The organism is Pseudomonas fluorescens (assembly GCF_002022275.1).
GTDB classification, from domain to species: Bacteria; Pseudomonadota; Gammaproteobacteria; order Pseudomonadales; family Pseudomonadaceae; genus Aquipseudomonas; species Aquipseudomonas fluorescens_AJ.
This window is the reverse complement of the sequence record NZ_MSDF01000008.1, coordinates 91,227-104,964: the sequence shown is the minus strand read 5'-3', so window position 1 is coordinate 104,964 and position 13,738 is coordinate 91,227. Positions and strand designations below refer to the sequence as shown.

Annotated in this window: 9 protein-coding genes; 7 read left to right on the top strand and 2 right to left on the bottom strand. The window is 59.4% G+C overall.

Annotation, left to right across the window (positions count from 1 at the left end; all coding sequences use genetic code 11):
* Positions 1-97: 97 nt before the first annotated feature.
* Positions 98-367, bottom strand: a complete 270-nt coding sequence (locus BFW87_RS04235) for a DUF2790 domain-containing protein (protein ID WP_078738716.1) — start codon at positions 365-367, stop codon at positions 98-100.
* 397 nt (positions 368-764) lie between these two features.
* Between BFW87_RS04235 and acs the strand changes: the two genes are divergently transcribed.
* From acs to BFW87_RS04200, 7 genes are all read left to right on the top strand, one after another.
* Entirely contained in the window at positions 765-2,720 is a 1,956-nt protein-coding gene (acs, locus tag BFW87_RS04230) for an acetate--CoA ligase (protein WP_078738715.1), read from the top strand.
* 688 nt (positions 2,721-3,408) lie between these two features.
* Entirely contained in the window at positions 3,409-4,194 is a 786-nt protein-coding gene (locus BFW87_RS04225; RefSeq protein ID WP_078738714.1) for an ABC transporter substrate-binding protein, read from the top strand.
* 91 nt (positions 4,195-4,285) lie between these two features.
* Entirely contained in the window at positions 4,286-4,975 is a 690-nt protein-coding gene (locus BFW87_RS04220; protein ID WP_078738713.1) for an ABC transporter permease, read from the top strand.
* The gene (locus tag BFW87_RS04215; RefSeq protein ID WP_078738712.1) at positions 4,972-5,670 is read left to right on the top strand and encodes an ABC transporter permease; all 699 of its coding nucleotides are present in this window, start codon (positions 4,972-4,974) and stop codon (positions 5,668-5,670) included. Before BFW87_RS04220 ends, BFW87_RS04215 begins: the two co-directional genes overlap by 4 nt.
* A 1-nt stretch (position 5,671) precedes the next feature.
* Positions 5,672-6,784, top strand: a complete 1,113-nt coding sequence (locus BFW87_RS04210) for a succinylglutamate desuccinylase/aspartoacylase family protein (RefSeq protein WP_078738711.1) — start codon at positions 5,672-5,674, stop codon at positions 6,782-6,784.
* A gap of 27 nt (positions 6,785-6,811) precedes the next feature.
* A complete protein-coding gene (locus BFW87_RS04205; RefSeq protein WP_003214336.1) occupies positions 6,812-7,576 on the top strand; it encodes an ABC transporter ATP-binding protein in 765 nt (254 codons plus the stop codon).
* A 247-nt stretch (positions 7,577-7,823) separates the two neighbouring features.
* Positions 7,824-8,804 (top strand): GlxA family transcriptional regulator, encoded by a 981-nt coding sequence (locus tag BFW87_RS04200; protein ID WP_078738710.1) that lies wholly within the window; start codon positions 7,824-7,826, stop codon positions 8,802-8,804.
* Positions 8,805-8,808: 4 nt separating this feature from the next.
* Here the strand turns inward: BFW87_RS04200 and BFW87_RS04195 are convergent, their stop codons facing one another.
* Positions 8,809-13,698 (bottom strand): leucine-rich repeat domain-containing protein, encoded by a 4,890-nt coding sequence (locus BFW87_RS04195; RefSeq protein WP_254865850.1) that lies wholly within the window; start codon positions 13,696-13,698, stop codon positions 8,809-8,811.
* Between the last annotated feature and the right edge of the window lie 40 nt (positions 13,699-13,738).

The following is a 13,738-nucleotide window of genomic DNA, read 5'->3' as shown; positions in this document are numbered from 1 at the left end:
AGCCAGCTCCCACATTGGAGCTTCACCGGGTTTGAGGTGGGTGCTTGCCGCAAGAACGATTTCTTGCGGCGAATAAGGAATTAAATGTGGGAAGTTATTACCCGTTAGAGCAGCCATTGCCCATGACTTGATAGTTCAGAATATGCCGCTGACCTTGTGAGTCTTCATATTCCATTTGCACTGGAACAACTTCGCACACTTCCGGAACTTCACTCATGGAGAGTACTTTGGCAACGTCCAAGTGGGTGCTGTAGGTGTAGTCCTCAACCAACGGTGCGTTCTGGTCGGCCAGTTCAGTCGGGGCTTCATCGGCCAGGGCGGCGGTGGCGCACAAGCTGCTGAGGGCCATAACTATTAAAGCTTTCATTGCGGTATTTACCTTCTTCAGGGCGAAAGGGGTCACGAGGCCCTTGTGAGGCCACGTGTGTAACTTAAGAGTTGGGAAGTTCGGATTAACGTTGCCTTCGTGGGGGCTGTTGCGTTGTTAATCACGGTGCCTTGTTGGCGGAGTTGATTTTAGGCCTGCGGGTTATATTCATATACCCGTGCTTTTGATAAACACTATTGGCGGTTTTTGTAACAATCCCGTGGTAAAGCTTTTTTCATCAAGCCGCAAAGCGCCACAGGGCGCGGGCCAGAGCCGTAAATGGGTATGGCATGGCAATTTGTAGGGGCTTGTTACTACCATCGTCGAATGGTTCTATGGGGGCGCCCCGGCTACAACAGGGCATACAAAAACAACGATTGTCACCGAGGTAAGAAAGATGAGTGCGGCTTCCCTGTACCCCGTTCGCCCCGAAGTAGCAGCCAACACGCTGACCGACGAGGCGACTTACAAGGCCATGTACCAGCAGTCGGTGGTCAACCCCGATGGCTTCTGGCGCGAGCAAGCCAAGCGCCTTGACTGGGTCAAGCCTTTCACCGCGGTGAAGCAGACCTCTTTCGACGACCACCATGTCGACATCAAATGGTTTGCCGATGGCACCCTGAACGTTTCCTACAACTGCCTGGACCGTCACCTCGCCGAGCGCGGCGACCAGGCGGCAATCATCTGGGAAGGCGACGACCCCTCCGAAAGCCGCACCATCACCTACCGCGAGCTGCATGAAGAAGTCTGCAAGTTCGCCAACGCCTTGCGCGGCCAGGATGTGCACCGCGGCGACGTGGTGACTATCTATATGCCGATGATCCCCGAGGCGGTGGTCGCCATGCTGGCGTGTACCCGCATCGGTGCGATTCACTCGGTGGTGTTTGGCGGTTTTTCCCCGGAAGCCCTGGCCGGTCGCATCATCGACTGTAAGTCGAAGGTGGTGATCACGGCCGACGAAGGCATCCGCGCCGGTAAGAAGATTCCGCTGAAGGCTAACGTCGACGACGCGCTGACCAACCCGGAAACCAGCAGCATCCAGAAAGTCATCGTGTGCAAGCGCACCAATGGCGCGATCAAGTGGAACCAGCATCGCGACATCTGGTACGAAGACCTGATGAAAGTGGCGGGCACCGTGTGCGCGCCGAAAGAGATGGGCGCTGAAGAAGCCCTGTTCATCCTTTATACCTCCGGCTCCACCGGCAAGCCGAAGGGCGTGCAACACACCACCGGCGGTTACCTGCTCTACGCCGCCCTGACCCACGAGCGCGTGTTCGACTACCGCCCGGGCGAAATCTACTGGTGCACCGCCGACGTCGGCTGGGTCACCGGCCACACCTATATCGTCTACGGCCCGCTGGCGAATGGCGCGACCACGCTGCTGTTCGAAGGCGTGCCGAACTACCCGGACATCACCCGCGTCGGCAAAATCGTCGACAAGCACAAGGTCAATATCCTCTACACCGCGCCAACCGCGATCCGCGCGATGATGGCGTCTGGCACTGCGGCGTGCGAAGGCGTGGACGGCAGCAGCTTGCGTTTGCTCGGTTCGGTGGGTGAGCCGATTAACCCGGAAGCGTGGGACTGGTACTACAAGAATGTCGGCCAATCCCGTTGCCCAATCGTCGATACCTGGTGGCAGACCGAAACCGGCGCCACCCTGATGAGCCCGCTGCCGGGTGCGCACGCACTCAAGCCGGGTTCGGCGGCGCGGCCATTCTTTGGCGTGGTGCCGGCGCTGGTGGACAACCTGGGCAACATCATCGAAGGCGCCGCCGAAGGCAATCTGGTGATCCTCGATTCGTGGCCGGGCCAGGCGCGCACGCTGTACGGCGACCATGACCGTTTTGTTGATACCTATTTCAAGACCTTCCGTGGCATGTACTTCACCGGTGACGGCGCGCGTCGCGATGAGGACGGCTACTGGTGGATCACCGGGCGTGTGGACGACGTGTTGAACGTGTCCGGCCACCGCATGGGCACTGCCGAGATTGAAAGTGCCATGGTTGCGCACCCGAAAGTCGCTGAGGCCGCTGTGGTGGGTGTGCCGCATGACATCAAGGGGCAGGGCATTTATGTGTATGTCACGCTGAAAAACGGCGAAGAGCCGAATGAAGCGTTGCGCCTGGAGCTGAAAAACTGGGTGCGTAAGGAGATCGGGCCGATTGCTTCGCCGGATGTGATTCAGTGGGCGCCGGGGTTGCCGAAGACGCGCTCGGGGAAAATCATGCGACGGATTCTGCGCAAGATTGCCACGGCTGAATATGACGGGTTGGGGGATATCTCCACCCTGGCTGATCCGGGGGTGGTGGCGCATTTGATTGAGACGCACAAGGGCATGAACGCCGCCTAAGGCCGCGTACAGAGCCCCATTCGGTGAACGCCGGGTGGGGCTTTTTTGTGGGATCTCGAAACTCATGGAGATCAAATGTGGGAGCTGGCTTGCCTGCGATGAGGGTGTGTCAGGCGCAGGTGGGCGAACTGATGGATTGCTATCGCAGGCAAGCCAGCTCCCACAGGTGGAATGCATTTCACAGTGACTGTCAGTGGTGGCTTACAGGACCGCTTAACCACCAAGCCAATAAATATCGGTTTTTCATGTAGGGCATTTCCGAATGTTACCGCCACCGCGAAATGTGTAACCCCGCGCCCAATCCTGAGGCAATGCGCTACGCCAACGCCCCGAAAAACCCCATTCCAGACACCCCCGGAAATAAGATTAAACGCCAGACTTGCCGTGCTAGAAGGGTTTGCGAATAATAGGCCCGCTATTTGCAGCATCAACAGGTTTAATATCTTTTGTCTCTGCATAAAAAACAGAGGCTGTCAATGTGCTGGATCCGCTTTCTCAGTGCTTCTGTAAATTGTTGTCGCATTGAGGAAATATCGGCTTCCGGCCTGTCGTTAGAATGCCGATCACTCGCTCGTCGTCTCCGGTGTTGAACCGGTGTAGGACGCAGCACCGCTATTCGGTTTCATTTAAGTCGCATGGTGGGCCCTGGCTCATACTGCTTATTGCCCTATACCGATGGAGTCCCAAGATGAAGAAACTCGTGCTGTTGGGCGCCCTGGCGCTGTCCGTGCTGTCCATGCAGGCTTTCGCTGATGAGAAGCCCCTGAAGATTGGTATCGAAGCGGCTTACCCTCCGTTTGCCTCGAAGGCGCCGGATGGCAGCATCGTGGGTTTTGACTACGACATCGGCAACGCCCTGTGCGCAGAGATGAAGGTCAAGTGTGTGTGGGTCGAGCAAGAGTTCGACGGCCTGATCCCGGCGCTGAAAGTGCGCAAGATCGACGCGATCCTGTCGTCCATGTCCATCACCGAAGACCGCAAGAAGTCCGTGGACTTCACCACCCGCTACTACCTGACCCCGGCGCGCCTGGTGATGAAGGAAGGCACCACCGTCAGCGACAGCCTGGATGAATTGAAAGGCAAGAAAATCGGCGTGCAGCGCGGTTCGATCCACGATCGCTTCGCCAAGGAAGTCCTGGCCCCTAAAGGCGCCACCGTGGTTCCTTACAGCTCGCAGAACGAAATCTACCTGGACGTAGAAGCCGGTCGCCTCGACGGCACCGTAGCTGACGCCACCCTGCTGCAAGACGGCTTCCTGAAAACCCCGGCCGGTAAAGGCTACGCGTTTGTAGGCCCACAATTCACCGACGTTAAATACTTCGGCGACGGCGTCGGCATCGCAGTGCGCAAAGGCGACAAGGCTGACCTGGACAAGATCAACGCGGCCATCGCGGCGATCCGTGCCAACGGCGAATACAAGAAAATCCAGGACAAGTACTTCGACTTCGATATTTACGGCGCTGACCCTAAGTAACTCGACGCGGCTGTCTGTCCCAAATGGCGCAAGCAACAGAATTCCTGAGGTTTGCGCCATTTTTTCATCCCCCTTTTCGAGGACCTGAATCATGTTGAAAGGCTACGGGGCCGTCATCCTCGATGGCGCATGGTTGACGCTTCAGCTCGCCTTGTCGTCCATGGCCTTGGCCATCGTTCTGGGTCTGATCGGGGTCGCGTTACGCCTGTCGCCGGTGCGCTGGCTGGCCTGGCTGGGTGACTTGTACTCCACGGTGATCCGCGGGATCCCCGACCTGGTGCTGATCCTGCTGATTTTCTACGGCGGTCAGGACCTGCTTAACCGCGTCGCGCCGATGCTTGGCTTTGACGACTATATCGACTTGAACCCCTTGGCCGCCGGTATCGGCACCTTGGGTTTCATCTTTGGCGCCTACCTCTCGGAAACGTTTCGTGGCGCCTTCATGGCCATTCCCAAGGGCCAGGCCGAAGCCGGCCTGGCGTATGGCATGAGCAGTTTCCAGGTGTTTTTCCGGGTGATGGTGCCGCAGATGATTCGGCTGGCCATCCCTGGTTTTACCAACAACTGGCTGGTATTGACCAAGGCCACCGCGCTGATTTCGGTGGTGGGCCTGCAAGACATGATGTTCAAGGCCAAGCAGGCGGCAGACGCCACCCGCGAGCCTTTTACCTTCTTCCTCGCAGTGGCGGCGATGTACCTGGTGATCACCAGCGTTTCGTTGCTGGCCCTGCGTTACCTTGAGAAGCGCTACTCGGTAGGCGTAAGGGCGGCTGATCTATGATCTTCGACTACAACGTCATTTGGGAGGCCATGCCGCTGTACCTCGGCGGCTTGCTGACCACCCTGAAACTGCTCGCCATCTCGCTGTTCTTCGGCCTGCTCGCCGCCTTGCCCCTGGGCTTGATGCGCGTGTCCAAGCAGCCGATCGTCAACGGCGCGGCCTGGCTGTTCACCTACGTGATTCGCGGCACGCCGATGCTGGTGCAGTTGTTCCTGATCTACTACGGCCTGGCCCAGTTTGACGCCGTGCGCGAAAGTTTCCTGTGGCCGCTGCTGTCCAGCGCCACGTTCTGCGCGTGCCTGGCCTTTGCGATCAACACCAGCGCCTACACCGCCGAAATCATTGCCGGTAGCCTGCGGGCCACACCGAATGGAGAGATCGAAGCGGCCAAGGCCATGGGCATGTCGCGTTACAAGCTATACCGCCGCATCCTGCTGCCGTCGGCCCTGCGCCGGGCGCTGCCGCAGTACAGCAACGAAGTGATCATGATGCTGCAGACCACGAGCCTGGCGTCCATCGTGACCCTGATCGACATCACCGGTGCCGCGCGCACGGTGAACGCGCAGTTCTACCTGCCGTTTGAGGCCTATATCACCGCCGGCGCGTTCTACCTGTGCCTGACTTTCATCCTGGTGCGCTTGTTCAAGTTGGCCGAAGGCCGCTGGCTGAGCTACCTGGCTCCACGGAAGCATTGATATGGAACGCATCGATCACCTGTTGCCCTGGGGTCACCTGGGCTGCGAGCGCCAGCTGAGCGTGTTTCGTTTCGGCGGCGGCGAGCGCAAGGCTTATATCCAGGCCAGCTTGCACGCCGACGAATTGCCGGGGATGCGCGCGGCCTGGGAGCTGAAAAAGCGCCTGACCGAACTGGAAGCGCAAGGCGCCCTCAATGGCGTGATCGAACTGGTACCGGTGGCCAACCCGATGGGGCTGGGCCAGCTGCTGCAAGGCAGCCACCAGGGGCGTTTCGAGATTGGCAGCGGCAAGAATTTCAACCGCGATTTTGTTGAGTTGAGCGAGCCGGTCGCAACGCTGCTCGACGGCAAGCTCGGCGATGATCCCCACGCCAATGTGCGCATGATCCGCCAGGCGATGACCGATGCCCTCGCCGCATTGCCTGCGCCGAGCAGCCAATTGCAGGGCATGCAACGTGTATTACTGAGCCACGCCTGCACCGCCGATGTGGTCCTCGACCTGCATTGCGACGCCGAGGCCGCGCTGCACATGTACGCGCTGCCCCAGCACTGGCCGCAGTGGCGCTCGCTGTCGGCGCACCTGGGGGTGAAAGTCGGCCTGCTGGCGGAAGACTCCGGCGGCAGTTCGTTTGATGAAGCCTGTTCACTGCCGTGGCTGCGTTTGTCCCAGGTGTTTCCCGAGGCGCAGATTCCCTTGGCGTGCCTGGCGACGACGCTGGAGCTGGGCGGCCAGGCCGACACCGGCCGCGATGAAGCGATCTTCCACGCCGAAGGCATCCTCGCGTTCCTCGCCGAGCAGGGCCTGATCAAAGGCGAGTGGCCCGCACCGCAACACGAACCGTGCGAAGGCCTGCCTTTTGAAGGCACCGAATTGTTGTTCGCGCCCCACGCCGGGGTGATCAGTTACCTGCGCAAGGCGGGTGACGTGATCGAAAAAGGCGAGCCCATTTTTGAAGTGATTGATCCCCTGACCGATCGCGTGAGCATTGTGCGCGCGGGCACGTCCGGGGTGTTGTTTGCCGTTGAACGGCTACGTTATGCCCAAGCGGGTTTCTGGCTGGCCAAGGTGGCGGGGCGCGAAGCGCTGCGTCACGGGCGCTTGCTCAACGACTGACCACCTGTTTTTGTGAGAACCGACCGCATGTACAAACTTGAAGTCCAAGACCTGCATAAACGCTATGGCAGTCATGAAGTGCTCAAAGGCGTGTCCCTGGCCGCCGCGGCCGGTGATGTGATCAGCATCATCGGGTCCAGTGGTTCGGGCAAAAGTACCTTTTTGCGCTGCATCAACCTGCTCGAGCAACCCCACGCCGGCAAGATTCTGCTCAACAACGAAGAGCTGAAACTGGTGGCCAACAAGGACGGTGCCATGAAGGCCGCCGACCCGAAACAGCTGCAGCGCATGCGTTCGCGCCTGTCGATGGTGTTCCAGCACTTCAACCTGTGGTCGCACATGACCGCGCTTGAAAACGTGATGGAAGCGCCGGTGCACGTGTTGGGCATGTCGAAAAAAGACGCGCGTGAAAAGGCCGAGCACTACCTGGCGAAAGTCGGCGTGGGCCATCGTAAGGATGCGTTCCCCGGCCACATGTCCGGCGGCGAGCAGCAGCGCGTGGCGATCGCCCGTGCCCTGGCGATGGAGCCCGAGGTGATGCTGTTCGACGAACCGACCTCGGCACTCGACCCGGAACTGGTCGGTGAAGTGCTCAAGGTCATGCAGGACCTGGCCCAGGAAGGCCGCACCATGGTGGTGGTGACTCACGAAATGGGCTTTGCCCGTGAAGTGTCAAACCAGCTGGTGTTCTTGCACAAAGGCATTGTTGAAGAACGTGGCAACCCGCGTGAAGTGCTGGTCAATCCTCAGTCCGAGCGTTTGCAGCAGTTTTTGTCGGGTAGCTTGAAATAATCAAGACTGCTTTTGTGCACTGAGTGAGTGCATGCTCCACAGTCTTGAGAATGTGCCCAATTCCCCTGTGGGAGCTGGCTTGCCTGCGATAGCGGTCTATCAGAAACAGATGTGCCCACTGACCCACCGCCATCGCAGGCAAGCCAGCTCCCACATTGGATCTCCACATGTTTTGAGATTTGTATTCGTTTCCGGGCTAGCATTGGCCTTTGTCTTCATTACCGTTACTCGCTTCGGATAGCACTCCATGACCGCCCATAAAATTGGTTTCCTGATTTGGCCCAGCACAAAAGCCCTGACGCTTGCGCTGGCTGAGGAGGCCTTGCGCGTTGCTCAGCGGGTGCATCCGGACGTGGTTTACGAGCTGTCGTTCCTGCTCGCCGAACCGTCCATCGAAGGCGCCTGGCAACTGCCGGGTGAGCCGTGGGCCGGCAAGCTTGAAGGTTTCCAGAAACTGTTCCTGCTGGCGGACGAACCGCCGACCGTGATTGCCTCGCAACTGAGCACCGCGCTCAAACAGCTGGTGCGTGCCGGTTGCGTGATCGGCGGTTTGTCGGCCGGGGTCTATCCGCTGGCCCAGTTGGGCTTGCTGGATGGCTACCGCGCCGCCGTGCACTGGCGCTGGCAGGACGATTTCGCCGAGCGTTTCCCCAAGGTCATCGCCACCAGCCACCTGTTTGACTGGGACCGCGACCGCCTGACCGCCTGCGGCGGCATGTCGGTACTCGACCTGCTGCTGGCGGTACTCGCCCGTGACCACGGCGCCGAACTGGCCGGTGCGGTGTCCGAAGAATTGGTGGTGGAGCGCATCCGCGAAGGCGGCGAGCGCCAGCGCATTCCCCTGCAAAACCGCCTGGGTTCCAGCCATCCAAAGCTGACCCAAGCCGTTCTGCTGATGGAAGCCAACATCGAAGAGCCGCTGACCACTGACGAAATCGCCCAGCACGTGTGCGTGTCGCGACGACAACTCGAGCGCATCTTCAAGCAATACCTCAACCGCGTCCCGAGCCAGTACTACCTGGAACTGCGCCTGAACAAGGCACGCCAGATGTTGATGCAAACCAGCAAGTCGATCATCCAGATCGGCCTGTCGTGCGGCTTCTCCTCGGGGCCGCACTTCTCCAGCGCCTACCGTAATTTCTTTGGCGCCACCCCGCGTGAAGACCGCAACCAGCGGCGCAGCAGCAGCCCGTTCGAGCTGTCGTCGGTGCCGTCCGAGCGCGGCTGAGTTTTTATTCCTCGCCCTCTTCTTCAGATTGGGTGTCGCTGAGCGTTGCCTCGGGCTGTCGTGCTTCAGGCACGTTAAAGTCCACGGCGGTACGACGGTAGTAATGGCGCAGCTTGGCTTTTGTCTCAGGGGAGAAGTCGTTGCTGCCCAGATCGAAGTTGTCAGCCCGGTCAGCGTCTAACTCAAACAAATCGTCAGGCAGCTCGGTCATTCGGTTGTCGCTCAAGTCCAGTACATCGAGCCGTGGCAGGTTGAACACTCCGTGAGGGGGCTCGGTCAGGCCGGCGTTTTCGATCATCAGGGTTTCCAGTGCGGACATTTTGCTGACGTCCGGGGACATTCCCAATTCGGTGTTATGACTCAGGTCCAGGTATTCAAGCGCGTGCAGGTCGCTCAAGCCTGCGGCGCTCTCAGGCGTCAAGCGCAGAGTGCTTTGAGCCAGAATAAGCCGCTTGAGCTTCGGTAGTTTGAAGACGCCGGCGGGAATGTCTTGCAAGGTATAACGGTGGACAAACAGGCTTTCCAGGTTGGGAAAACGCTCGAGAAAACCCTCTGGGATTGATGTGGTGCCCTCTGCCCTCAGTTCCAGCCTGGAAATAGGTTCAAAGTCGACCCGCAGCACCGGCAGGTCGCCGAGCAGCGGCATGGTTAACGTCATGTCGTGGAAGTTGGTCGGGGGCTCCTGTTCTGGATCCAGGCTGGTCTCGCGTCGCCAACCTTCCTCCATCAGTGTCTTGAGTTGGTTTCGAAGGATTTGTTGCCGCGCCCGGGCGTCTTCGTCCAGGGGCGCGCCCGTGTGTTCTGCGGGTACGTTCGCCGCCCAGTCTCCCAAGTCCGCTTGCAGACGCTCGTAGTCTGCTTTCAGGCGTACCAGGATCGCCATCGAGTCATCCAGCCCACCGGGTTGCCTGAAAATAAAGTTATTGGCTTCATTGGCGGTGTAGGTGGGGTAAAGCTCATTGACCAGTCGACGTTCGGCGGGATGAGCGTCCGCGCCAAAGTGTTCGCCGGTCTGCTGGCAATAGCGCTTGATGTGCGCAAGCGTCGCGCGTGAGAGGGGGTTGCCTGACAAATCAAAAATGCTGGCGGTTTCTCGGGGGGCGTCGAAGAGAGTGGCGGGCAACCTTCTCAAATAGTTGTTGCCCAGGTTGGCACTCGTCAATTGAGGGTGGTTGAGCAAGCCTTCGGGAAATTGGGAAATGTGGGTGCGGCTCAGGTTCAGCGTCTGCAAGTTGACCATGGGTCTAAGGTCCGGGGAGAGCGACAATTGGTTGTTGTTAGCGAGATCCAGATGTCGCAGCCCGGTCAGCGTGGCAAGGTCTGCACGGCTTTGGATGGAGAGGTGGAGGTTGCAGTTGCGCATCGTCAGGCTGTTGAGATGAGGCATCCCCATGACCTCTGCGGGGATTGTGTTGAGGGCAATATCGCGGATGTCCAACGCGCGCAGATCGGGGAAGTGAGTCAGGAAGGCGGGTGCGTCTCGGGTGGTGTGGTAGCCCTTCAAATGCAGACTGGAAATGAAGTTAAAGCGTGTATTCACACTGGGGAGTTCGCCGTATACGGGGTCGAGTTCCAATAAGTGGCCTTCGCTATAGGCTGGATCAGGTGGAGCTTCATGGCGCCAGGCACTGATCAGCTGGCGAACCCATCTCTCGCGAGCGAGTCGCTCATTGACGATTGTCGAGAAAGGGAGGGGTATTTCAGTGCCGAGCAAGGTTTGCGGAGCGTTGAGGCGCCAGGTCGATAGGCTGTTTTCGAGGTGTGAAAACTCGTTCTTCAGGTATTGAAGCGTGCGCAGTGCAGAACCAGGCTGACCTCGAATGAAGGTCAAAGCACGGGCGCCCTGTACCGGGGTCAGGCGGGGGTAGAGCTCGTGCAATAGCTGCGCATCCAGGCTGCTGTCCGGTGTTGCGGAAGGAGCGGTGTAGCTCTCCATGCCGCCGGGCAGGCGCATCAGGCTCGGATCGTAAAAGGGTTTGCGCAGGGGGTGATCGGCCAGCAGAGTGCCCAGCGCTTCGCGCGTCAGGGTGTGTTGACGCAGGGTTTGCCTCAGCCGCGGGCCTTGGCCGATGTGAATGCCCAGTGCGTTACGCTGCGCGTCAGGCAGTGCCTGGAGCACGGCCGTATAAAAGTCGGTTGCTCCAAACAGGGTGCCCTTGCCGTCGTCGGGAATGTAATCGCCTCCGACCGTGCACACGAGCGTGCGTTGTGTCGGCGCCTGGGGGCTACCGATAGCATCTCGTACCCTGCCCGTACGGCTGAAATCGGTAATGACCAGGCGCACCTGCGGCGACCATCCCGGCAGGTTTTCCAGCGAATGCAGGGCGAGGCGGTATGTGTCGTTGCTTTGCAGGGCGTCCATGTACAGTCCTTCATGGGCCCGGCTGATGCGCACTTCATGGGCCGCCCAGCGTGCGCGCTCAATCACCGATGGGGGCATTTTGCCTTGATCGATGTCCAGCAACTCTTGACCCGTGGCGCCACGTAAAACCTCCTCGGCAGCGCTCTTTGGCAGGCTGGAGGTGGTGTCGATGATTTTTTGCAGGCGCGCGTTATCGGTTACCTCCATTTTTCGATAGTGCGAGGCAAACAGGCTGGCGCGTTCGTCCTGGGCCCGGCGCGCCAACCGTTTGCGCAGTGTCGCGGTGCGCAGGTGCATCGGTACGGTGGGCGTGTGGGGTTCTTCCTCAAGCAAGGCTTTGCGCTCTTTCTCGTTCAAGGTCTCCAGCAAGGTTTTCAGCAGGTCACCATTGTTCATCTGGGCTTCGTGTATTTGCGCCACGGCGGCGTTTTCGTGACCTTGATGCTCCCAGACGGTTTCACCTTTTGCGTTGAGAAACCTCAGCGTCTTGGATTCGGGCCACAAGCCAGTCTGGCTCAGCAGCCATAGTTGGGTTTGCGAATCGGCTTTTTGATAAATCAGAGGATCGTCACTGTTCATCTGGTCGATGAAGGCCTGTAACTGCTCATCGATCCTGACGCGCTTGAGTGCGTCGACCAGCAGCGGGGGCGGCGGCTGGCGGTCCAGGTACATTTTGCGCAGGGCGCCATCGTCGGTCCCGCTGATGCGTTGAGCCAATTCAAGGCCGGCGTCACTGACGCCGTCTGCCGGCGGGCCGAGGCGACGCAGCAGGGTGTTGCGATCCCACGTCATCGGACGATCTTGTGGGGTTATCCAGGCACCCTTGCCATTGCCGATTATCCGCGGGCGGTAGGCGTGCGCACGGGTGGGGTGTGCAAGGAAAGCGTCGCCCGTGTGTTGCTTGACGGAAAAATGCTGCCCGTTGAGCGCCAGGACTTGTTTGCCTGCATGGGCATGCAGCCCCTGCGCGTCAGGGCGTGCCCCCGCGCCCAGTTGAATCTCATGGGCATAGGGTTTCAGGTCGCGGTTCCACAGGCGGGTTTTGCCGTTGCTAGTGACCGGCGTGAGTGAGTCGAAAAAGCTCCACAGCTCCTTCGGCAGCGCCTGTCGCAGCAGGCCCTCGGCAATGGGTGCGCCGACCGCGAACATGCCCAATTGAAGCATTTGTTCAAGGATGGACATCAGGTGCCCGAATGCCTGCTTCTTGAGGCCTTCGGCCCAATCGATGATGCCTTCGAAGACTTCATCAAGCAGTTGATAGGCGGTATAGCCGAGCATCAGCAACCCCAGCGGGGGAATGAAGGGCGCGGCAATGAACGCGGCGATTTCGAGAATGGCTTTACCGATTTTTTGCACAATGTCCCAGCGTTGCCAGCGTGCCTTGCTATCGGCGTCGGCGGTGGAGATGGCTGTCACCCGCGCATCATTGAGCAGCTTGTTGAGTTTGCTTTCGTACAGGTGTTCGTACAGATCGCCGGTGATTTTCTCTGCGTAAAATTGCAATCGGGGTTGGGTTATCGGCTCGTCGCGCCAAGTGGGTCGTGGATCACCAACGCTGTGCTTGTGCCAGACCACTTGCGATAAGCGGCTGTTGAGGCCAGCAAAGAAGTAGCCACGGTGTTCCTGGTTGACGAAGCGGCTGAAAAACGCCTGGTAGTCAGTGTTGCGTAGCTTGTTGGCCAGGTCTTGCATGAACGCTGCGCCGTTGAGGTAGTACTTGAGCGGGGACTGTGGGTCGCCGGGAATGTAGGCCACGACCGGGGCCGCGCTGCGATGTGACTCCAGATCGGGGGCGAACAGTACGATGCCGGTCAGTGGCGCGTTCATCAGGTTCAGGTCGTGACTGAGCAGCGGCTTACCGGCAAGCTCGGCGCCAAGGTTATTCAGGCAGCGGCCAAGCGCATCAAAGACCGTAGGCGTCACATCCTTGTTCAGTCGCGCCATTTGCAGGCTGGTTTGCGCGTCGGCTTTCAGGCTCTGGATGACCTTGTTGCGTAGCTGGGCTTTGAGAACAGCGTCCTGGAACCCGAAAAAACGCTTGAGGTAGCGCTGATAGTGCGCGCCGATATCCAGCAGGCGGCACAGCCCGATGAATTGCGCGGTGCTGATCTGCTCGCGCACCCCTGGCAGCGTGTCGAATTGCCCGGCGGGGGACGGTTCGGTAATGAAGGTCGACTCTGCGGTGTAAGCCGTTGTTTTGCCTTCACCCGCGTCGAAATTGTGCAGCGCGGCCTCCACCAGCGACACGGTCCAGGGTTTGGCGCCCGTTTCAATGGGGGTTAAGGGTAAGGTCAAAGGCTTATACAGGCGCAGATAGGTGGTACTGACATCGGACTCAACGCCAAACTGCTGCTTGAGTGCCTCTTGCAGTAACGGCGCCGCGAAGGCTTGGGGGGACTGGAGCGTTGCGAGGGCCGTATCGACTCTGTTTTGCGCCTCCCAGCTGGTCTGCACGGCTTTTTTCAGGGGGGCGTGTTGCAAGCGATCGGCATCACCCTGCCAGGCGGAAAATTCCAGTTGGATGTTTTTCAAGGCATGACGCCTGACGCTCGAGGCATTTCCAAGCCATTTC